This window comes from Butyrivibrio sp. FCS006 (genome assembly GCF_000424525.1).
Taxonomy (GTDB): domain Bacteria; phylum Bacillota; class Clostridia; order Lachnospirales; family Lachnospiraceae; genus Butyrivibrio.
In genome coordinates this window covers 269031-292294 of sequence record NZ_AUKB01000013.1, presented here as the reverse complement: position 1 = coordinate 292294, position 23264 = coordinate 269031, and the positions used below count along the sequence as shown (strand labels likewise).

The 23264-nt window shown below is 43.3% G+C and carries 20 protein-coding genes; 1 reads left to right on the top strand and 19 read right to left on the bottom strand.

Translation table 11 applies throughout. The features are described from left to right. Positions 1-243 precede the first annotated feature (243 nt). Positions 244-1437, top strand: coding sequence for an IS110 family transposase (locus tag G633_RS0106015; RefSeq protein WP_026519214.1), 1194 nt, complete (start codon positions 244-246; stop codon positions 1435-1437). A gap of 151 nt (positions 1438-1588) precedes the next feature. On the opposite strand, the gene crcB is transcribed toward G633_RS0106015, so the two are convergent. The 19 genes from crcB to G633_RS17555 all read right to left on the bottom strand — a co-directional run bounded on the left by crcB (position 1589) and on the right by G633_RS17555 (position 23174). Beyond that, positions 1589-1957 (bottom strand): fluoride efflux transporter CrcB, encoded by a 369-nt coding sequence (crcB, locus tag G633_RS0106010; protein WP_013282473.1) that lies wholly within the window; start codon positions 1955-1957, stop codon positions 1589-1591. Between the two features lie 32 nt (positions 1958-1989). Further along, on the bottom strand, positions 1990-2916 hold the full coding sequence (locus G633_RS19165; RefSeq protein ID WP_013282472.1) for a GNAT family N-acetyltransferase: 927 nt from the start codon (positions 2914-2916) through the stop codon (positions 1990-1992). A 279-nt stretch (positions 2917-3195) separates the two neighbouring features. Next, on the bottom strand, positions 3196-3543 hold the full coding sequence (locus G633_RS0105995) for a type II toxin-antitoxin system HicB family antitoxin (protein WP_022766333.1): 348 nt from the start codon (positions 3541-3543) through the stop codon (positions 3196-3198). Beyond that, entirely contained in the window at positions 3540-3800 is a 261-nt protein-coding gene (locus tag G633_RS0105990) for a type II toxin-antitoxin system HicA family toxin (RefSeq protein WP_013282470.1), read from the bottom strand. Before G633_RS0105990 ends, G633_RS0105995 begins: the two co-directional genes overlap by 4 nt. A gap of 78 nt (positions 3801-3878) precedes the next feature. Continuing rightward, positions 3879-5207, bottom strand: a complete 1329-nt coding sequence (locus tag G633_RS0105985) for a hypothetical protein (protein ID WP_026519359.1) — start codon at positions 5205-5207, stop codon at positions 3879-3881. Beyond that, positions 5188-6186 carry an ATP-binding protein gene (locus G633_RS0105980; RefSeq protein ID WP_026519358.1) on the bottom strand — a complete coding sequence of 333 codons (999 nt, stop codon included), beginning with the start codon at positions 6184-6186 and terminating at the stop codon, positions 5188-5190. The genes G633_RS0105985 and G633_RS0105980 overlap by 20 nt, the downstream gene beginning before the upstream one ends. Positions 6187-6189: 3 nt before the next feature. After that, the gene (locus G633_RS0105975) at positions 6190-8127 is read right to left on the bottom strand and encodes a Mu transposase C-terminal domain-containing protein (RefSeq protein ID WP_026519357.1); all 1938 of its coding nucleotides are present in this window, start codon (positions 8125-8127) and stop codon (positions 6190-6192) included. Continuing rightward, positions 8120-8776: a hypothetical protein gene (locus tag G633_RS19160; RefSeq protein WP_022766337.1), complete on the bottom strand. Its 657-nt coding sequence runs from the start codon at positions 8774-8776 to the stop codon at positions 8120-8122. The genes G633_RS0105975 and G633_RS19160 overlap by 8 nt, the downstream gene beginning before the upstream one ends. Before the next feature lie 263 nt (positions 8777-9039). Further along, positions 9040-9669 (bottom strand): cation transporter, encoded by a 630-nt coding sequence (locus G633_RS0105965; protein ID WP_026519356.1) that lies wholly within the window; start codon positions 9667-9669, stop codon positions 9040-9042. Between the two features lie 21 nt (positions 9670-9690). After that, entirely contained in the window at positions 9691-10299 is a 609-nt protein-coding gene (locus G633_RS19155; protein ID WP_051200004.1) for a hypothetical protein, read from the bottom strand. 1 nt (position 10300) lies between these two features. After that, positions 10301-11203, bottom strand: a complete 903-nt coding sequence (locus G633_RS0105955) for an SseB family protein (protein ID WP_026519355.1) — start codon at positions 11201-11203, stop codon at positions 10301-10303. Positions 11204-11272: 69 nt separating this feature from the next. Beyond that, the gene (locus tag G633_RS0105950) at positions 11273-12241 is read right to left on the bottom strand and encodes a glycoside hydrolase family 88 protein (RefSeq protein WP_026519354.1); all 969 of its coding nucleotides are present in this window, start codon (positions 12239-12241) and stop codon (positions 11273-11275) included. A 159-nt stretch (positions 12242-12400) separates the two neighbouring features. Beyond that, the gene (locus G633_RS17565; RefSeq protein WP_242838833.1) at positions 12401-14695 is read right to left on the bottom strand and encodes a glycoside hydrolase family 31 protein; all 2295 of its coding nucleotides are present in this window, start codon (positions 14693-14695) and stop codon (positions 12401-12403) included. 17 nt (positions 14696-14712) lie between these two features. After that, positions 14713-16557, bottom strand: a complete 1845-nt coding sequence (locus G633_RS0105940; protein ID WP_035770776.1) for an alpha amylase N-terminal ig-like domain-containing protein — start codon at positions 16555-16557, stop codon at positions 14713-14715. 23 nt (positions 16558-16580) lie between these two features. After that, positions 16581-17843 (bottom strand): sugar ABC transporter permease, encoded by a 1263-nt coding sequence (locus G633_RS0105935; protein WP_242838832.1) that lies wholly within the window; start codon positions 17841-17843, stop codon positions 16581-16583. Next, on the bottom strand, positions 17843-19204 hold the full coding sequence (locus tag G633_RS0105930; protein WP_026519352.1) for a carbohydrate ABC transporter permease: 1362 nt from the start codon (positions 19202-19204) through the stop codon (positions 17843-17845). Before G633_RS0105930 ends, G633_RS0105935 begins: the two co-directional genes overlap by 1 nt. A 69-nt stretch (positions 19205-19273) precedes the next feature. Then, on the bottom strand, positions 19274-20581 hold the full coding sequence (locus G633_RS0105925; RefSeq protein ID WP_026519351.1) for an extracellular solute-binding protein: 1308 nt from the start codon (positions 20579-20581) through the stop codon (positions 19274-19276). 161 nt (positions 20582-20742) lie between these two features. Then, a complete protein-coding gene (locus tag G633_RS17560; protein ID WP_022770826.1) occupies positions 20743-21759 on the bottom strand; it encodes a LacI family DNA-binding transcriptional regulator in 1017 nt (338 codons plus the stop codon). A gap of 26 nt (positions 21760-21785) precedes the next feature. Further along, a complete protein-coding gene (locus G633_RS17555; RefSeq protein WP_051200002.1) occupies positions 21786-23174 on the bottom strand; it encodes an alpha-amylase family glycosyl hydrolase in 1389 nt (462 codons plus the stop codon). Positions 23175-23264 lie beyond the last annotated feature (90 nt).

Genomic DNA, 23264 nt, shown 5'->3' with positions numbered 1-23264 from the left:
GATTCTTAATATATGAGTAGAGGCTTTTACAGTCCCTGCTCTTTCTTTATGATGAAGGTGATTGGTCTGACGTAATTTCCGATTGGGACACCACGCCCGTAGACAAATGTGTCAGCCCGCCTTCATCGTTCTACATTCGATTCAGCAAGTTGGGAAAGTATGCTTCTCCCGTTTAACTAAAGAATATGAGTGAACCCTGAAGAGCTGGATCCAATCAACTATACTTGAAAGGAGTTACTCTCTATGATTGCTGTTGGTATTGATGTTTCAAAATCAAAAAGCACAGTTGCCATCCTTAATGGCGATGGCAGCATCCGTGCCAAACCCTTTGATGTCCACCATACTACTGATGAGTTACAAGCATTAGTAAGTTACATCATAGGAACTTCCGAGGCCCCAACCATCCTTATGGAGCCGACCAGCCATTATCACTATCCGCTCCTGAAGGCTTTCCAGGAGGCGAATCTTCCAGTCTGTCTTATCAATCCCTACCAGATGAAGAAGTATGGCGATACTGAACTTAGAAAGGCTAAAACCGACAAACGAGATTCGCTTAGAATTGCTCAGTATGCGCTTGAAAAGTCGTATTCTCTGGTTCCGTACACTCCAGCTACTCAGAAGTATGAAGATTTACGTTTCCTTTCCAGGCAATACAGCCAAAGAATATCAACCCTCACCGTCGCCAAAGTACAGTTGCTCAGCCTTCTGGACGAAACGATGCCGGGTATTACAACTATTCTTCCTCTAAAAAGCCGGGATCCTGACAATTGCGTACTTCTGCGTTTCATTAAGCGTTTCAAGTCCTTCGATATGATCCGAAAGATGGGAAAAACACGCTTCCTGGACAGTTATCAAGTCCTAGTGAAAAAGACAAAAGATCGTTTTGCTGGTGCCAAAGGACTGGCTATCTATGAACTTGTTCTCAACAGTATTACGACACGCGGAGAAAATCCTTTATCCGCTATGGTTCAGGATCAGTGTGTTGATCTTGTATCCACTTCCCAGAAAGCCGCTGATGAAATCAATCTTCAAATGCGGATCATTGCAGAAACAATACCTGAATATAAAGTACTGCTTTCCATGGCCGGCGTAGGTGAGCGTCTCGGTCCAATCATACTCGGAGAGATTGGAGATATTCGCCGTTTTCACAGTGGAAAAGCCCTTAATGCTTATGCTGGTAACGATGCTCCTCCGTATCAATCCGGACAATTTGAGAGCCGGAATCGTCACATCTCTAAACGTGGCAACCCAGCCCTCAGAAAAGCATGTTTTGAGGTTATGCAGGCTCTCAAACTTACAAAACCTCAGGACGATCCTGTATACCTTTTTCTGCTCAAAAAGGAACAGGAAGGGAAACCATACAACGTAGCCAAGATGGCTGCCGTTAATAAGTTTCTGCGGATCTACTACGCTCGTGCAATGGAGCTGTACAAGTAAATCCGTCCGCTTTCATTATAGCCTTTAACTGATTCCTGCAACAGCAGGTCTTGTTAAAGTTACTCTTTTTTCTGCCATCAATACGCTCTAAATCTTCAAAAACCTGCTTGACAAACATTAGCAAGATTTGCTTATTTCATTATCCTGAAATTCAAAGTTTTATTATCGTCGCAAGTTTCTTTCCGCATAGAATTCCAAATATGCAGCAACAACAACTCAGTACCACATATAATCCGCCATTCATATATTGTTTCTTCTCAAACAAATTAAAAGCTTCAAGGGAAAATGTAGAGAATGTGGTAAAACCTCCACACACCCCTGTCTTCCAGAAAAGAATGGTATTATCAGATACACTTTCTCGGTTACTGGTAATTCCAACAACGAATCCAATTAGTATGGCACCGAGGATATTTGTAATCAGAGTTAATATCGGAAAATAAGTCTTAACAGGAATCAGACTTATTGCATATCGCGCTACTGCACCCAAGGCACCACCAAGTGCTACAAATAGAAAATTCATATCAACCTCTCTATTGTCATATATACTGAAATTTAAAAAGTATTCTCTGCCTTACTCTTAAGATAGCTATCAGCCTTTTTAAGCATCTCTTTTTTGTTATCATACTCTATGGTATTGATAGCATCTTCAAGTTTAAGAATCTTCAGAGCTTTGACCTCGTCTGGTCTTGTTATGCTCGGAGATGAGTCTTTATACTTAGCAAGGAAATAAACTACCTGCTTTGTCACTCCAGGTTTTTCTGAAAGCGTATACTGTTCGCTTGCTCTAAATTCAGTGTCTAACTCGACTTTCAGATTTGTTTCTTCCTTTATTTCACGAAGCGCAGTTTCTATTTCAGTCTCGCCTTCTTCCATATGTCCTTTTGGAAAGCTGTGAGATCCGCTCATTTCCTCAACTAAAAGATATTTTATTACTCCACCGTCTATAGTGTATACTATTGCCCCGCAAGATTTTTCAAACTTATCATTGAATTCTTTTTTACCCAGTTCCATGTAAATATAAAGAGAAGGATCTTCTCCTAAAGCAATAACATACTCAGGCATTTCTTTCTGAATAAATCCCAACTTACGGTACAAATTTATAGCCTTGGCATTAGCTGGATGGGGATCAACCCACAGATTTTCAGCTCCTTGTTTAAAAGCTTCTTGAATAGAGTATAGTAGCGCCTGCGTTGCAATCCCTCGGCCCCTGGCAAATTCAAATAACTTAATATCCAAAGAAGCATTTTTAGTTTCCGAATCAATACGATATTGAGTCTCACCGCAGTATTTGCCATCTTCAAAAATTGAATAATGATTTTGCTTTGGTCTTGCAGATATGAATCTATCTAACCATTCTCGTACTGCTTCCCCTGTCTCATGCAATCCTCCTGGCCAGATATACTGCATGACGTCTTCATCTGCCCACAGGTTTTGTATATTCTTGATATCATCATATGTTGATTCTTTAATAGTTATCACTTAGTTCAGTCCCTAAATCTTTAGTTTGTCTTAGTCAGTTTTAACTGAAATCTAATCAGCGAAATGAATCACTTCTACAGATTATAATGTCCTAATTTTCTCCACAACTTTTTTAAACTCATCATATCTAATTTGCTCAGAAAAGGTTTCATACCCTTATTTTTTAATAGTTGAAACAAATAAAGAAAAGCCTTGTCATCAAGGCCTTTCCATTATAAAATCCATCTTTAGTTATCAGTTCTCGAATCGGCGAATTAACAAAAATATTGCGTCTTTGGGCTAACCTTCTAGGATGTCCAGTTCATCATCAATAGCTCTGGATACAAACTGGTTTATTGTGATTCCTTCATTGGCAGCATATAATGCAATTTTCTTGTGCTGTTCGGGTTTAATACGGACATTGAAGGAGCCTTTAAACTCACGCTCAGGCTCTTTACCAATCTTTTTGCAGTAATCCAGGTAATTATCTATACAGTCATGCATTGACTGGGAAAGCTCTTTTACCGATTCTCCATGAAAGTTCAGAGAATCATTGATTCCGAGAACATGACCGATAAAAATCTGATCTTCCTGGTCAAATTCTACCTTTGCATGATATCCGTTGTATTCCATCAGTGAACTTATCATTCTATCTCACCTACTTCCTTAAGAAATGCTATGACCATCTTTACATGATACCTGTACAGCTCATTGCCTGGGTGTGGACCGTCAAATTGAAGGATGCGCTTGGTTTCAACATGATAATAGCCTATTCCTGATCCTCTTCCGCCCTCGAACTTTTCGCAGCCACATTGCTTCATAAGTGCGTCCAGTTCTCTTATTGTAAAACTTGTCGGTGCGGGTTTGGACAGTATTTTTTCTAGTAATTTTGATTTCTTTGGCACAGTAATTCCTCTTGCAACTATTTTCTAGTTACAATATAACACTTTAGCCCTACCTCGTCAATTCCAACAGAGTAACAGCTAGCATTTCCTTATTTCATACATATCTTCATGTTTCAGATACAATACCTGATATGTCGGGATTATTAGTGTGTTCCATGGATCAGATATATATACTCCGCCTGTAGACGTTGCTGATTTCTTGAACTGGATCCATAGGTCATCTATCATATCTGACATGATGAAAAGTTTAAGATAAACTTTATCTGCTTCAGATTCGCCAATTTCGTAAAAACGCATCCCACCTACACAAGTAACATCTTCCAGAGTATATGACCGTAAATTTCTTTGCATTACAGGCCGGATGTTGTGTCCAAGGCAGGCTGCGCTGATAGCATCACTGGGCTCTTCGAAGCCCTGCATTATCCATGTGAAGCATATTGCGAGCAGTGTCATATCCGAATCACGGATACTGTCCACGTAATGTAAGGTGTTAACATCGTTTTCTGACAGTGAGAAAATGCCCTCGCCTATGATAGACATATATTTTGCGAATAAAAAGCAGTCAACCATATCATAAGAGTCATACTCTGCAGGCATAATACGGAAGAACTTCTTTATGCGCTCAAATGGGTTATATACTACATTCTGCTGATTAAACCACGTGAAGAAACTCGCTTGAAAACAATCATATGTTTCCGGGCGTCGATCAACATACATTTTCGATATTATAGGCGTTTTATCTGCTTCTTTAGAAAGAATAGGTGAATAAAGATAACTTATATTTGAAGTGTACACTTTCCCATATTTTTCAAAAGATCTATTGATCACATCTGTATCATAAAAGTCATTTGGATTAGTCCTGCAGCAAGGAAGGGGTAATAAATAAGCATTAAATCCTGTCCCTTTCTCATACGGACTGCATCTGATTCCTTCTGCGTGATAGAAATTATGTTCAAAAACAAATCTCCCATCCGTCCCTGTTCCCGGGTGGAAAGGGCAGGTCTTTACATAATGGAACTGATGGATTATGCTATGATATCCATCTTTCAGGCATTTGGGGCATATTCGCATATGATATGTACCAAAATAAGATCTTGCAGTGTTATAATCCATATGCGCAAAGATTTCCATTTTGTCTATATACCACTGGGGCAAAATTTTATTAAGGCACTCGATTGTTTCTAAACTGTTTCTGCAATGTCCATCCATCTGAAATCCTTCTATATATTTCTTCTCGTTGGTCGCTTCAGCTCCAAGCATTTTGAGCGCATGTTTACTTGAACATATGTTGACCCTGCAAAAGTTTGCAAGAATGCTGAATATGGATTCATAAGGTCTCACCCATTTTTTATCCCATCTGTATTTTCTGGAAAAAAGTAAATCCTCTTTATTTAGTGTATTCATCATCTGATTCACCATAGCCCGAAAGCGCTACACAACTTTCAAGTTCCTTTCTCGTAGGGAATGCAATTGGACTGCTTCCCAGTTTTCCATGCTTATTGAGGCAGATCACCAGTGAATCTATGAAATATTTCATGGGAATATCTTCTGCCGCAATCCTCTTTTGGATCCTTACACTCTGAAATGCTTCCCAGAAGTCATTGCTGATATCAAAAAAGGTCTTACCATCTGCGTAAGGAAAATAAAAATCCACAAGTCCATCCGATAATATTTCATAGTCTGTAATGCAAACATGAAGTTTATCTACCGAAGCCATGCAGAACTGGAGCTCTTTGGGATCCTGTATACCAAAGAACTGGCTTTCATTGATCATGAAACGTCCAACTATCTGATCTTTGCCCTGAAGTTTAAAGGAATGCTTAAGATCCTTAAGTTCCCTTGTCCCGTACATGAACACAGATAACTGGATATCTTTTCCGCTAAGATTGTTATATAAATCCATAAGCCAGTAAAAATCCTTTTCCCTTAGTTTCCAGGCTTCATCAATGAACATGACTGCTTTCTTAAAGGGGGTCTCGTGAGCACGTAATATAAGCTCATTAAGAACTCGTTCTTTTAGTATTAGTGCGGTACTGTATCTGGGACATTCATAGCCCATAGCCATAAGTATCGAGGCATAGAAGTTTCTCTCAGTTTCGGGGTGATCAGTCACATTCCATATAATGACCATTTCACGGCTCCCATATTGATTTCTTATGGATTCAGCTACATAGTTCATGCACACCGTCTTGCCTATCCTGGCTCTTCCATAAGTAATACTCCCACAAGCTCCTATGCCGAGCCATGAATTGATTCTCCGTTCTTCATCAAGGATGCTCTTAGTCGGAAATACAAGCTTACGGGAAGTAAGATAGCGGATAGTCATCTGTGATATGAACTGTTCTGATATATTATTAGCTGATACAGCTTCTTTTGTAGAATACACGCATTAACCCTCCTTTCTGCTTTGGAACATCAACGTATAAAGGTCTTCCGGTGAAAGACCTTTAATATCTTCATATCTTAGTACAGCCCCAGTTTCCTGTTTTTTACGTACAGTCTCCAGGTTAAATGTATTATCACTTTGCTGTTCTGCTGCTATGCCCTTGCTAATCTCACGTCTGACTATATCTGCCCTGGTAGCGTTTCTCCGGCTTTTCTTTCCTTTGACATCAAGGCTTGATATATATGCATCTATCGGTGTATCAAATATTAGTTTTGATCTCCCACGCTCTCTGGCAAGCTTCAGGGCATTCTTTCTCGTCCTGACGGAATGTGATTTTGTACCGAATTCCCCACTTGCCTTAAGCGTGTCTATATATCTGCCATCCTGATCATATGCCTCAATACTGGAAATATCCCTGGGGTCATAAAGGATGGTCAGTGACTGTCCAAGGTAGAGTTCAGTGGCAGAGAGTATCTTGCTACGATACTCAGTACCCATAAACTGAATATATGCGTGTTTGCCATGTGCTGCCCTACCTCTGACAGTGCGTTTGTCCATCCTCATGTTCAGACGTTCTATGACTGATATGATCATATCTTCGTCAGCCACATATGGGTAAAGCCCTGCTTGAAACAGTTTGCAGCTCATGCACTCTAAGGGTGAAAGTCCATCTACCCCTTTATGGGGTGTGTTATTATACTCAGCTATGAGAACATCTATCAGTTCAGTCATCTGTTCATATGTGACATCATATTTTATTGCATTTTTTTCAGGGTTTTTTCTGACAGGATCTTTGGTATCTGACCCGGTTGTTGATGGCAGCATATGGAATCCTCTGGACTCTAGCGTTCCGAAAAATCTTTCAACAATTCCTCTTGTTTCGGGAGTTGCAACAGATCCATAGTTAACGCAGCAGCCAAGCTCATCTACAAGTTTTCCTACCGTGTATGCTGACAGATGCGATTTTGCATTATCCAGCATTATTGAATCAAAGACTGCATATTTGAAATCAGAAAACGCGGTTGAATAGAAACCGCCATTAGATGGATACTGAAGTCCTTCGATGGTCAGATCCAGCAGAGTTTTCGGTATGATGGCATTTTTAATAGCATCCATGACATCATACTGGTCGTAATTAAATTCCTGAGAAAGGGAATATCCAAGGATACATCTTGTTGCTATATCTATCACGGCTATTAACCACGCCCTTGTAGCAACAACCTTGCTAACAGTGCCGTCTGTATTGGGTACATCAATTACATACTCGATATCTATGATGTGGCCGTCAATCTGTACTGTAGCAAAAGGAGCCACCGGATTGACTGTAAGCCTGTGCCCAATCCCTGTAGACGCAAGCTTCTGGGCAGTATTTTTATCAAATCTTCTGGCATTTAAAGAAATGTTATCAGCTTCAAGTTTATGGACGTAGGCACACATGCTGACATATCCACGATTTTCTGTAGTAAATGGGTACTGCCACTCTGTGATGCCAAGATTGCGGCATTCTTTAAGAAATAACCTGTGAAGTGATGTTATGTTCATGTTCCTGACAAGCGTATATTTCCTGTCACCAAAATAACACCCTATTATGAACTCTTTCAATTGAGGATACTTCTCCAGAAGCTGATCAAACTCTCTGCCATGTCCTGATCTCGTTTCTCTAAAGGGTTTACTTCCTGTTAAAAGACCGTGATATCCAAGAATATTCCCTGCATCATTTGAAGAAAGACATCTTTCTATCAGCGATACCATTCTCGAACCGGGGATACCTGTCATTTCAGTAATCTTTTTTACAGATTCGCCATCTATGTACATATCTACAGCCTGCTTATTTAGCATATACCTACTTCTTTTAGATTCAGGGACAGTACTGATAAGCGGTTCAGTCCACATGCTCCTTGCCTGGCGGAGTTCTTCGATATTATATTTTTTATTAGCCAATGGAGATCACCTCCGTATCTGCAGAGATGCAGTCTGTATTCATATTGCTCAGTGTGACCAATCCTCTATAGTACAGATCTGAAATATAATCCAGCGCTCTGTACTTTTCTAGGCGCCCCATCTTTTCAAGTTCACCGATACATATATGCCTTTTTGCCTGGATAAAACTTAGGAAGATCCTGTCTGCATTTAATCCACAAGCTGTGAATCTTCTGGCCCTGGCTGCAAGAAGCGATATATTTCGGATATAGAAAGGTCCTATTTCAATATTCTTTTCGTTTCGGAATACAAAATTGACATCATTCTGTAAGCACCACGCCGACTGGCAGGCAACCTTCACATGATCCTTACTATCATCAGAACTGCAAAGATATGCAACACCTTGATATTCTTCTGTTCCGTCTTTATATTTTACCCATGCATTGAACAGAACCTTTGACTCCTTCCCTCCTATATAGACAGTAGTTTCCAAAGGATATTCACAGTACCACTCCACATCAGGATTCATCTCAAGAGTAAGAATATTCTCATATTCAAGGTTAGAAAATACTGCTACTCTTCTCCGAAGTTTTCTGCTGTGAAATACCCAATAGTTACTGCCATAGCTTGAACTTCTCAGCCTGAAAATAGGTTCCTCGTATCGATACATTTTTAGTGCACCTCCTATCGATAAAATTAAGTTTATATAACGATAATATTATCGGCATAATTATATCCTTGGCACTCATATTCGGCTTTTTACACTTTTATCTTTAAAATTACGGCTTTTTACAAAAATAGCTTAAATGGTACAGCTTTTTACGATTTTTAGCTTTAAAAATTTAACCTAAATGGAGAGTAATGTAAAATGTGAAAAAAAAGAAAGCCCATGGTTGTGAGCTTTCTCGTATATGTATATTTTACTGTTTTAGGTTAATCTGACACTTTAATACCTAAATTTTCGCGGATAGTCATTATTCCACACCTTAGCATATATGCAGAAACCAGTATTGAACCAATAATATCGAGATAAAATGAGAATTTAGACGACGGCATGATAACAACTGTAAAAAGCGTCAGCGTAACGCATACATCCACTATGGATTTGGCACCGTAGAGCCTGGCTTGGATACCAAGTATAGCATTATGCTCCGACTTATATAAAGAACGATATTTCAAATAAAAAAGCGTATTTGCAATAGCGCCGAACAACGCTATACAAAATGCGGGAAGTACATTGCCCTTTTCCTGCGTATCGGACGCAAAGGTAAGTATCAGCATACTGATGCCACTGACGCACATTATAAATCCCACAAATACATTGCTCTTTCGCTCAACATCTGATTTCCAGGCAGCATCACGCCCCTCTTCTTTGTTTGTGATAGTGTATACCACAAAGGCTGCGATCAAAGCCAGTAATTCAGCTGTCCTTCTGGTGAAATCGGAAATCTGCGTTGAGCTTCTCCCAAGTGTCAGTCCATAGCCAAGGATAAGTGGTCCGGGAGAGCTTAAAATAACCGAAAGCAGCAGGGTTTTGTATCCACTCTTCTTTTCCTTTTTCATTCACTTCCAGTCCTTACATTATTATCTGAGTATCAGTTCGAATAGTGATAGTACCACCATAGCCGTCACCGGACAAAAGAATGTGTCCAGTCCCTTTTCATCCAAAAGCTCTGCTACAGTAGTGCATATAGCGGTAATTAAAGAAATCACTATAGTCCAAAAGCTGCTGTAGAGATTAAAGTACGTCAATACGCACAGGACTGCGACAAAGCTAAAAAATGCCATGGCTCCTGATCCTTCCGCGGACTTTTTCTTCAATATACCTATCTTGTGCTCTCCGAATGTCTTACCTATCAGCGCTGCTGCAGCATCTCCCGGTGCCCATGCAAAAAAGCTTGCCACCACGAGTTCTCTTTTCCCCAAAAACCCCCAAAGAACTGTGGAAGTCACAATATACGCCATTGCATATGCAAAAAAGCTGTATGCAAATTCGCCTCTTCTTCGTGCTACAAATACTTCCGTTATTCCGGGAATTTTGGACAACAATAACAGGCATGGACAAATTACAGGAATAGCACAGGCGGCAATCAAAACGGAATGTCTCCAGTCATCCAATGCATAAAGCCACGCAATCAAGCCTGCAAAAGCCAGTATATGAAGAATTTTTCTAAAGATTTCCTTAGCAAGCATACTATAGCTCTTCTATCATGTTCATCATATCTCTGTCTATGATGTACTGATTGGTGAAAGCGTTTATAACTATTCCGGTGATTTCTCTCTGGTTGTTACGGGCAAGTTTTATGGTATCCATGAAGTTTCGCTGAATTCTGGAGAAGTTTTCGCCATATTCGCCCATCTCAGCTGCAGTAGAGAATACCGGGAAGTAGAATTTGCCGTCCTCCTCAAGGATATCCGGAACCATATTAAGCCTTCCCTCCACTTTCTCATCGGGAAGCGCAACACACGGAACCCAGACATCGCTTTGACGCAGGATTTTCATAAGTTTAAGTTCGTTTAGCTCAGTATTGTTTCTGACGCAGATTTCCACGGCTCTTGTAAGGAATGACCCATCAGCCAGGAGCTCTTTTGTTATAGGATCCTCAGGAACTGAGTATTCAACGCCTCCATCCGCATCAAGTATCGCCTGGATCAGCTCTTTTGACAGCATAAAAGCATCGTTGCTCCAGGGATTTACGATAAAGCCCATGACATCAGCTTCGGCGCAGGCCTTGAGCGCAGCATCGATAAAGTGCGATATCACCTGACTTGGCTGGCCTTTCTCGAACTCCTCTTTTGAAGTGAACACGACGTTCCAGGTGTTTCCGTCATTGGTATTAATGCCCCTGAAGGAGTAAGTCATATCCTCTTCATTGATCACGACAGGGATCACAAAATGCCCGTCAGCGTGCATTCTTGTTCTTATTCCCTCAAGAACGGCAATGAGGTTTTCATTGCTCTGATCCTCATGGAATTTAGCGATAGTCTCCTCTATTATCTCGTTTCCTTCAAGAAATGGATCTCTTACTTCACGACTCACAGCAGTGCTCCTTTCTATGCTAAATATGCCCTGTCCTGCCATTTTATATTTTAGCATACTTTTGTGAGTCAACGGGGACGTTTCACTTTGTCTCATTTTGAGACACTGGGGACGTTTCACTTTGTCTCATTTTTTCCAAGCTGTTGCCATAATATATGCTGCCTGGGCTTCTGCAGAAGTTCCTTCGCTTGTGAAATCCGGACATCCGCAGACTTCTCGCAAGAGGCCGTACTCATCTATTGCCTGCGATACTGTCTCGTAGGCCTTATCTGCAGCGGCTTTCCTGGCTGCCGGAATATATCCACCCTTTATGCCGCGATATACTGTCGCAGCCATCATCATTGAGGACGTTCCGTCAGCAAAAGACATTTCGTCATCGAGAGTGTCACCAAATCTGCCATCCTCGCGGGCATATTTTAACATACCATCAAGCAGTTCATTGAGAAATGGGATAAGTTCATCTGATATGTCCGTTCTTCCCTTCTTCTCTGCTTCTTCTATCACGCGGGCAAGACCCATCAGCGCCCATCCATTGCCTGTTGCCCAGTGGAGTTTTCTTACAAACTTATCTAAGGCCACATCTTTTATGTGGAAGAAAAGAGAATTCTCCGGGTCGTAGAGATGTCTTTTGTACCCACGTATCTGTCTAAGGGCCTCATCAAGCTCTCCCATCGCAGCAAGAAACGGCGGTACCATGTATATTCCGTCAATCCACAGCTGATACTTGGTAAATCCTTCGTGGTAAGATGCGTCGTTGTGGCAGATAATGCCATCATCTGTCCTCGGTGCACGATGGAGCAAGTATTCAAGCATGCTCTTAGCCCCATGAAGGAAAAACTCATCACCGGTCTTCTCATAGGCTCTAAGGCACACTTCTCCGCAAGATGCCGGATCCGAGACAGCCTCTCCGCCGCCTGCCATCGCAAGGCGTCCATTCTTGTCCATCCTTTTTACGGCATCATACGCCATGGGAATATACAGGTCCTCTCTCCCATACTCGTATAGCGCCTGCGCGCAGACTCCCTGCTCCCACGGATATCTCTGCATTGCCAGCATGGCATTTATTACTTTTGTCGGTTCAGCTGATTTTGTCATGGCTCTTTTGACTCCTTTATTACATTGTCCCTTAGATGCAAAAATGAGTCAATCTGAAACGTCCCCAGTGTCTCAAAATGAGTCAATGTGAAACGTCCCCGGTGACACAAAATGAGTCAATGTGAAACGTCCCCAGTGACTCACATTGACTCATTATAATTAATCTTCAAATATTTCTTCGATGGCGTCCTTGAGCGTCTCAGATACGTCTGCGCCGGAGAGCCAGGTCAGGAAATCGGCATCGTTCATGCGACCAAGCGCACCAAACACCATGTCTTTGACCATGTTGCTGATCCATGCTCTGTCAAGGAGCTTGAATACTTCAGACTTGTGGTCGTTACCGACAAGCTTTATGCCTGTTACCTCGGCAAAAGACCCTTTGGAAGCATCCACAGCCTTAAGCTCTATAACAATCTCCTCCCCCTCGGAAGAAACCGCGCCCAGAACCTTAACCGTATAATCCCTCTTCTCAGGTACAAGTGAAAGATCGCCTGCCACAGGATTAACAGTAAACTTCAGGCTATCACTACTGCAGGATACCTCAAAAAGCGTTGTGGCATACTTGCCACCAAGGAAATCCATGCTTACACCGTCATCCTCGTAGAGCTCGTACTTGCCGTCAGCGCCGGCCACAACAACAATCTCCATCTCTGAAGGATTTGCTGTAGTATTGCTGCGATCGTCCTTGGCAAGAGGCAGGATTCCGCCTTCCTTCATAAGAACAGGAATCGCATTTATATCTCTGTAGAGCTTTCTTCTCTTACCGCCCTTATAAACTCTTCCTGTAAGGATATCAGCGTATCTACCCTCCGGAATCAGCATATTCACGCTTCCAAGCTTTAATCCCTCATCGACAGGCTCGGTAATTGCGCCAACCAAAAGCTCCTCGCCATATCCGTACTCAGAGCCCACGGAATATGCATCCGCATTGTCAGGATTATCATAGTACATAGGTCTTACCAGAGGCTTGTCTTCCTTATAAGCCCTGTAATTCTCAGTATAAAGATATGGCACCAGTCTGTGCCTGAGTCTCAAGAACTCCTGCATTACTGTATGATACGGCTCCTCAACGGTCCAGGGCTCCTTGTTAAAGAAGGCGCTGCTGGTACTGTGAAGCCTCATGATAGGCGAAAATACGCCGTACTGTATCCATCTGATGAGCCTCTCATTGCTCTTATCTCCCATCATGTGTCCGCCGATATCATGGCTCCACCAGCCATAGCCTATATTGCTGGCTGTGCTGGTAAAGAAAGGCTGGAACTGAAGGCTCTTCCAGGTGCAGACCGTATCACCCGAAAATCCGATCGGATATCTGTGGCTTCCGGGGCCTGCATATCTGGAGAAGATCATGGGCCTGATATTTCTGCCCTCCTGATCCTTGTAATGATAGTGATTAAGGAGGATCAGCGGATCCACATCTCCCGCTTTTCTGCCGGTTCCCTGTTGCCAGTCGATCCACCAGAAATCCACGCCGTCCTTCTCATAAGGATGCATGATCTTGTCAAAATAGGCATCTCTGAAGGCCGGATTCTCGAAATCAAACTCAACAGCCTCCTCCGTCTCAGGGTCAATGCCCATGGAAGTAGCCACCTCTTTATACATATCCTCAAAAGCCCTGACTCCATCAGCCGGATGAAGATTTAGCGTAACCGAAAGTCCGCAGTCATGCAGGTGCTTAAGAAATCTCTTATAATCAGGGAACAGCTTCTTATCCCAGGTATATCCGGTCCAGCCGGTTCCATACTTGGGATCAACCTCTGTCACATGCCAGTCCATATCAATGACCGCCACGGAAAGAGGGATCTGCTCCTTCTCAAAGTTCTCCAAAACCTCGTAATAGCTCTCTTCGGTGTACTTAAAGTACCTGCTCCACCAGTTGCCCAGCGCATATCTTGGAATCATCGGAGTCTTGCCACAGAGCGCATAGAAGTCCTTCAGCGCGCCGTAGAAGTCCTTTCCATATCCAAAGAAATACAGATCCAGCGCTCCGGTTTCTCTCTGAACAAACTTCCCGTCCTTGTTATCCTCATCGTAGACAATAACAGGACTGGTAGAATCATTTATTATTGCATATCCGTCTCTTCCGAATATGCCTGCCTCAAGCTCGCATCCACCGTCCTTGTTATCAAGAGTTCTGGCAGTACCACGCATATTTCTGCCGCTGCCGGTAAATTCGTGGCTGTAATGCCAGCAGGTTCCAAAGTTCTTGAGCTCAATTGAAAGACCGTTTGATGCAAACTCCTTTTCATTGTAGGTAAGAAGCAGCTCTTTTGTCTCCACAAAAAGAAGTCCATCCTCGCGCCTTACGCTCTGCGCCTCGCACTTTAAATCTCTGCCGGCCACCATCATTGTAAGGCGGTCCTCAAACTGCCCGTTTTCGCTGTATTCAAGCCTTATCAGCCTGTCTGTCAGCACGGAAATCCTGTATTTATCGCCGCAAACCATGTAGTCCATTACGTTTTCTCCCAAATTTAGTCAAGCTTTATGATATATGCTCCGAAGGCCGGAACCTTTATCTTCAGATCTCCGTTATCACTCTTTGCGTCAAAAGACCTGCCGAATTCATCCACGCTGCCCACAGCCCCGGATGCACCGATTTCCCACACAGGAACGGTAACTTCCCTTTCCTCATCCTCCATGGAAATGATACCGAGATATCTCTCACCACCAAGGAATCTGGCTATGGCAAGGATACTACCGTCTGCAAGAAGCACCTTTCTTCCACCTTTTGCAAAGGCAGGTACTGTCCTTCTAAGCTCTATCATACGCTTATACAGACCATATCGCTCGTTATCTTTATCCGTAGCCTTATCCCAAGGCATAGGATATCTGCAGCCGGCATCGCTTATGGTGTGTCCGTCGATTCCCAGCTCATCACCGTAGTAAACACAGGGAATTCCCGTAAAGAGCAGGTACGAAAGAACTACGCCCCTGTACTTCTCATCAGTGATCTCCCCGTAGTTGTGAACTCGTGAAACATCATGAGAATCAAAGAGATTCATCTGACAGTCAGCCACAGCCTGAGGAAGGCAATTGTAGTGATCATCACTTCTCTTAACCACATCCTCCGCGGTCATGACGTATTTTGCCTTCATGATGGTCTCATTTCTCTGTAAAAAGAGATCCGGAAGTCCGGCAAACTGTCTGATAACGCGCCCATATCCGTAGTAGTTCATAGGCGTGTTCCAGAGATCTCCCTGAAGATACTCAAAGCAGTCGCCCCAGTGCTCTCCTATGATGAAAGCATCTCTCTTCTCCTGCCTGATAGCTTCGCAGATTTCCTTCCAGACTTCATCGGCAACCTGAACGTCATCATTCTTGCCAAGTACATCCGCAACGTCAAAGCGCCAGCCATCGATGTTATATGGCGGGCGAAGCCATTTTCTGAGAACGCTGTCCTCTTTCCTATAAATCAGGTCCCTAAGCTCTTCATTGCGATAGTCCATGAACGGAAGGCTCTTTACGCCTGCCCAGCCCTTGAGATTACCTTCCTCATCCTTAAAATAGAACTCTCTCTTGGTCCTGGTCCACTCATGCTCGCTGCCCGTGTGATTTACAGAAATATCCAGGATCAGCTTCATATCGTTTTTGTGAAGCTCATCAGACAGCTCAGCAAGAGCCTCATCTCCGCCAAAGTGCGGATCAACATGGAAATAATCTATGCAGTCGTACTTGTGGGTAGAATATGCGGTAAATATAGGGTTTAAGTAAATGACATTAACTCCGAGATCCTTCAGATACGGAATCTTGTCTTTTACCCCCTTCAGGTCTCCTCCGAAGAAATCCATGCCCCAGGACTCCTCCACAGGAAGCGGAGCCATATTCCAGTCCGGCATCTTGATGCACTTGCGGCCGAAATACTCGTATTCTCCGTCCTTTACATCATTTGAAGGATCCCCGTTACAGAATCTCTCAGGGAAAATCTGGTAAAAGACAGCTCCGTCAACCCAGTCGGGTTTGACATAGTCTGTTCTTATGACGAAATCATGCCTGTAGTCAGGAACAGTGGTCTGAGCGCCTTCCTGCGTGTAAAAGAAAGCCGCATCTTCCGTAACCAGCACAAAATGGTACTTCAAAATGGGCTCGTTAAGCGTAGTCTTTGCACAATAGTAGTCAAGGCCGCCACAGCTCTTTTCCCTTTCCATGGGAATGTAGGTCTCAGCGCCGTTGACAATCCTCCAAACCAGCACATCGCTTACAGGAGCTCCGCTCAACAAGCTCAGGCGGATTGTTATCTCTTCGCCCAGCACAGGGGAAGGGTTACTTACGTACCCTTCCGTTCCGTCGCTGTATATACTTTTAGTCCAATCTCTCATTAAAAACCTCGTAAATACTGTAATTAGCCCTTAACTGAACCTGACAGACCTTCAACGTAGAATCTCTGAAGCCAGATGAACAGTATAACTATAGGAAGTGCAATAATTACTGCACCGGCTGCGAACTGTGTATAGTAGGAATCAATTCTTCTAAAGTCAGTCATCCAGAAAAGACCTACAGCAACCGTGTAAGAGCTCTGTCTGTCGCCAAAGAGCAGCCTTGGGAAGATGTAATCTGACCATGCTCCAAGGAAAGTACCAAGCACCTGATAAACGATGATGGACTTGGACAGAGGAATGGTGATCCTTGTAAATATCTGAAGTCTTGAAGCTCCGTCAATGATAGCTGCCTCATCGATAGCCTTGGGGATTGTATCAAAGTATCCCTTTGTGATGTGATAGCCCATTGCTGCTCCTGCAGCTCCAACAATGATCAGGGCGCCTATGCTCTGATTCAGACCAAGGCCCTTTAAGATGTTGTACAAAGCTACCATGGACATGAAGCCCGGGAACATTCCGATGATCATAAGGATGTTCATGAAAGGCTTTCTGCCGCTGAATCTTGTACGGCTAAGTACAAATGCAGTACCTAAAACGATCAGCGTGTTAAGAACGCATCCGCAGATTGCAACTATCATGGTGTTAACCCACCATTTTCCGAAAGGCACTGCAGAGTTGTGGAACAGATCGTAAAAGTTCTTAAGTGTCAGGTGCTTGGGGAAGAAATATCCCACATAGTAGCCCTGCTCTGCACGGAGTGCTGTAAGGAGAATCCAGAGAATCGGGAACATCCACATTACTCCGAGAATTGTAAGCACTATGTAGCCTACATTTACCTCTGCCAGCTTCATGATAAAAACAAGGCTGCAGTAAGCTGTAACAAAGCCGGTCCAGAAGCCGATTCCGGCGCTCTTTAAGAGGAAATTGTCCTCAATTCCGCCCTCTTCAAGGATGATCTTGACTGCAAACAGAAGTGTTGTCCAGAAGAAAGTTGCAAATATCTGAACAAACATCCATGCCTTTACAATCTTCACACCGGTCTTGAAGTAAGAGATCACTCCAAGAACCAGGGAAGCTACAGTAAGTATTACTGCAAGGTAAAGGAAGAAAGATATCTTAGCAGCACCATCTGCTGATAAAAGAGAAAGCGCTGTGCTTATCATGTTTTTGCTGCCCGCTTCTTTACTTGTAAAAGGAATGAGCAGTGAAATAAAGCTAAGTATTACTGCCACAAGGGCTCTAAGGAAGTACTCCAGCTTAAGTCCTATAACTGTTTTATTCATCATTATTGGAAGCCCTCCTCATTCTTCATGGATCCTGATCTCTGGAAGGTTATCAGTGTAAATGTCGCTGAAATTATAAAGATAAGGATACCGATCGTAGCTGCCAGGTTATAGTCGTTGGTATCAGCCGTCAGCTTGTACAGCCAGGTTACCAGAAGGTCCGTCTTACCTGCGCCCTTATAGTAATCAAGGGTCATCGGGCCACCACCTGTCAGGAAGTAAATAGCACTGAAGTTATTGAAGTTACCGATCAGATTTGCGATCAGGTAAGGTGTTGTAACAAAGAGCATGTAAGGGAAGGTTATCTTCCTGAAAATTACGAAGGGATTTGCTCCGTCAATCCTGGCGCTCTCATAGAGCTCTGCCGGAATATTCATAAGAATTCCGCTGACCATCAGCATGGTAACAGGAACACCGATCCAGAAGTTGACTAAAATTACTGAAACTCTCGCATAATTGGCCTGGGTGAGGAACGGAACTGCAGAAGCTGTCCAGCCCCATTTCTGAATGAGTACATTGAAGATACCCTTTTCTCCAAGCATTGTTCCCACAACCTTAAGTGAGATAAATGCAGGAATACCCATGGTTACTACAAAGATTGTTCTCCAGAATTTCTTGAACTCAATGCCCTTTGAATTGATGATCATAGCAAGGATCATTCCGCCAAAGTAGCAGCTGAAGGTTGCAAAGATACCCCAGATAAAGGTCCAGCCCAGTACCGGCCAGAATGTCTGTGAAAGCTTATCACTTGATAAAAGAAGTGTCTTAAAGTTATCAAGTGCAACCCAGTCAAAAAGGTGTCCGGGTGGCTGATGCTCATTGTCATAGTTGGTGAACGCCATGAGGATCATATAGATCAGAGGCGTAAAGGTAAATATTAAAAGTCCTACTGCAGGTATTGCAAGAAGCAGGAAATGAATATTTTCATTGGTTAATGACTTAACATCTTCAAAAAAGTTATTGATATGATGTCCGTGATCATGGTTAAATCTGGCATTTTCACCTGATGAGATCGAGAAGAGCCATATTGCAACAAAGCAGATTGTGACAACTATCGCTACTACTCCGGTAAGGAGGATGATCATTGAGTTGTCACCTGCCTGCATCTCATAGATGCCAAGTGCCTCATTGTAGGCCATACCCTGCTCATGTTCGCCCAGGGTTGTTAAGTTATGTATCAGGTTAATACCGGTGGTAAACAAAAAAACAAAGTAACATACTTCAAGTAAAAAGAACAAAAGTCCCTTTACAACCTGGCCATATCTGATATTTGCAAGACCGCAGAAGATATAGCTGAGTTTAGAAAAGATGTCCCCTTTTGTAAAAGTCGTGATGAAATTTCTGCGCTTATACTCTCTATCCATTTTGAGCTCCCTATATTGAAAATATCGGGGCTGCAGATGCAGCCCCGATAAAGAAGTCACTTCAGGTTATTACTCTGCAAGTGTTCCTGTGATGCTGTCTACAAGTGCATCAAGCTTTTCCTGAGCGTTTGCCTTTGTGATCTCGCCGGAAACAACGCCCTCACCAAATGCCTGTGCAGGTGTCCAGTAATCACCCATCTTGGAGATTGAAGGCTGGTTAGTAGCCTTTGAAGCCTGTACGTTGAGTGCTGCTGCAACCTCATCGTTTGCGATCTCTGCAGAAGATGCAAGTGAGTTAAGTACAGGAACATCACCCTGGTTCTGGTATCTGATAAGGCTGTTCTCAGGGTTTGCAAGGAATACTGCAAGCTGCTGAGCTGCAAGAGGGTAAGCAGTTGTTGACTTAACTGTGATTGTCTTGAAGTCAACGAAGTTTGAAAGCTGTACGTCCTTGCCACCGATGTTTGCTGTAGGAAGTGCTACTGCGCCGAGCTTGTCACCAAGTGACTCTCTGTAAGAAGGAGCGCTCCAAGCACCGTCTGTGATAGCTGCAAGGTTTCCATCCTTGAACTCTGCTCCGCCAACACCATCCTTGTTCTCAAGGTACTTAGGGTTGTTTACAAGATCAATGATGTACTCTGCTGCTGCAAGACCTGTCTCATTGTTCCATGAGCACTCTGAAGGGTCTTTTCCGTCAGGTCCAAAGAGTGTGCATCCTGCGCCGAGGAAGAAGCTCTCGATGTACCATGAGTTTGTTACGTTAGTACTGAAGTTGTACTTAGCACCTGTGTCCTTTGAAAGGATTGTCTCAAGGCTCTTAACATCATCTGCTGTAAGAAGATCCTTGTTGTAGTACATAAAGTATGTATTAGGTGAGAAAGGTGCTGCATATGTAAGACCGTCTACTGTTACTGCTGTAAGAGCACTCTCAGGAAGGTCAGATGCGATTGTCTCGAAATCCTTTGTGATAGGAAGAAGAAGTCCCTTATTTACAAGGTCTGCAACTCCGCCTGAAGGTGTGTAGAAGATATCTGCAGCTGTATCAGGATCTGTGTTGAGCTGCTGAGGTGCCTCATCGATACCTACAACTGCGATCTCGTATGTGATGTTGAACTCATCATGGAGATCATCGAATGCCTGAACTGCTGCGTCTGTGTCATCAACAGCCTCTTCAGGTACCCAGATCTTAAGTGTTACATCCTGAGTCTCAACAGGTGCTGCCTCTGTTGAAGTGGTTGTGTCAGCCTGAGCTGTCTGAGTCTGAGCAGTGCTATCTGTCTGTGTCGCTCCGCCCTGTGCGCTGTCTCCGCATCCTACAAGTGCAGAAGCTGCTAATACTCCGCTCATAAGTAGTGCGCTTAACTTTTTCATTTTCATTGTCGTAATCCTCCTAATTAACTATTCCCCAAAGCACTGGGTTTTTGTATTGGTTAATCGCTTTACGTAGACTATAAACCAACGGCCGCCTTGGGTCAATCCCTCAGCGGCCGTTTCTATGTTTTGTATAAAAAATGAGGTTAACAAAAGGTTAACGTTTTTTACTGCTCAAGTAAATTACGGACGGAGAACCTCTCCGCAACCCTGATTGGAAGCCTTTCATCCACTGCAAGGTCCTTTTCTCCGTTGATCATCCTAAGAAGGTATTCCCAGGCCTTCTCAGCCTTGACATCGAAGTTCTGTGCCACGGAAGTCAGCTTGGGAGTCATATATTCGCAATTGGGCAAATTGTCAAAACCAATTACAGAGACATCGTAAGGAACTCTGATTCCGCACTGGGAAAGTCCTTCGATAACACCAAATGCAACTATATCCGACAAACAGGCAACTGCTGTGTAGCCACCGTTTGAAAATCCGATATTCTGCCCGGCTTCAACCGCATTTATATATGTGGTATCCGTGTAAAAGATATTGCTCTCCCCGAAAGAGACACCGCTTTCCTTGCATGCTGTTGCAAAGCCTTTGTATCTCTCCATGATTACGCCCTCTTCGCCAATAACAGGTGTAACCAGCGCAAGGTTTTTATGCCCTTTACCTATAAGATATCTTGCAGAAAGGTATCCTCCGCGATAATCCTCAATTCCGACATTAACAATCCCCTCTCCCGGAGCGTAAGTATCGATAAATACCACCGGTGAGTCGATAAGCTTCTTAATCTCTTTTACCTCGTCAGGGAAAATGCCTAAAAAGAAGGCTCCGTCTACATTCCAGGACGACAAAAGAGGTATGATCTCCCTCGGATCGTGTACGCATCTCATCATGAGATAGTAATCTTCGTTTCTTACGCATCTCTCTATAGCAGCAATAATATGGGCGTTATAGGGATTGGTAAAAAAGTCTTCATCCGCGCCAAGATACGGGATAACAAGGCCTATGATACGGCTCTCCTTCTTAGCAAGGGATCTCGCCATGGCATTTGGTTTATAATTGGTTTCTTTGATGATCTCGTTAACCCTGCGTCTGGTCTCCTCGGAAACCTTGTGGTTATTACCGTTAATAACATTTGAAACGGTCGCAGTGCTAACCCCTGCTCTTTGAGCAATTGTCTTTAAGTTCATTTTTTCCTCCGATGCGGCCTTTGAGGTTACTTGGTCGCAATTATGTAAAACTCCCAGGGTGAGAAGGTGTAAACACCTGTAGGAAGCTCTCCCGTAGCATTATAACTGTCCATTTTGCCGGAAAAGACAACTTCCTCTTCCCCTGTTATCACGCTGCTAAGATCAATGTCTTTCTGCTCTCTCTTTGACATATTGAAAATGCAGATAAGTTCATCGTCTCCCGCTACTCTCTTAAATGCAAATACATTTTTGTTTTCAAGGTTTAGGATTTCAAATCCGTCGCCTGTGTTATCACTGTAAAGAGCCGGGTGCTGCGATTTGATCTGAGAAAGATTACTTATCAGATCCCTGTAATCCTTGCCTGTCCTGCCCCAGTCTATAGTGTCTTTTTCCATAAAAGCTATGTTCTTGTTATACGCTATCTCGTCTCCCGAATAGATCATGGGGATTCCGGGAAGGGTAAACATAAGAGTAAACATGGAAGGCAGCGTTTCCTCAGAAAAAGCCTCATCTATGGTCCTGTCCCAGGAGTTAACGTCGTGGTTATCAAGGTAATACATAGGAAATGTATTGTTATCTGTAGCCGGCATGTAGAGCTTTATCTTGTCAGCTGTCTTGCCATCCTTGGCAACAGCTAAAAGCGTCTCATAGACCTTTGTGGCGTAATTGGAATCGAAGCCGTACTCGAGATTCGCAGCCGCCTGGCCTCCGAGATCCTCTTCGAGCATGTAAATGTCTTTTACCTTATCAAGCTCGATCCTGGCTTCTCTCCAGAAATCCTCGGGAACTCCGGGTGCGTAATCGCACCTGAAACCGTCCACGTCGTACTCTGTTACCCAGTACTTCATGCACTCTATCATCTCTTTTCGCATATCGGCGTTGTCGTAGTTAAGATCTGCAACATCGGGCCATCCCATGCCCTCAGGTGAGATGATCTTGCCATCCTTCTGTGTGTACCAGTCGGGATGCTCTGTTATCCAGGCATTATCCCAGCCTGTGTGGTTGGCAACCCAGTCCAGCATAACGTGAAATCCCATATCATGGGCCTTATCCACAAGTGCCTTAAAGTCTTCTTTTGTCCCGAATTCGGGGTTAACATCTCGGTAATCGCTGACAGAATAATATGAGCCCAGCCTGCCTGATCTGTTGGTAACAGAAATAGGATGAATGGGCATAAACCAAAGGGTGTTAACGCCCATATCTTTTAAAGTGTCGAGGTGCTCAGAGAACTCGTTAATAGTTCCTGACTTCGTGTACTGACGCAGGTTAACCTCGTAAAGAACTGCAGTCCTTGTCCACTCCGGAGCCCTTGTTTCCGTTGGAATCTCATAAGGTTTCGCAGCAGAACAGCCTGCACAAAAAACAGTTACCACAAGTAAAACCCATGCGGCAACAAATTTATTAACGTACTTCATATAATATCGCTCCTTGTAAATGTGATAAAAACATTACATTAAGCGATTAACCTCTTTCACTATACAAAAAAAGGGACTCTATTTCAAGTC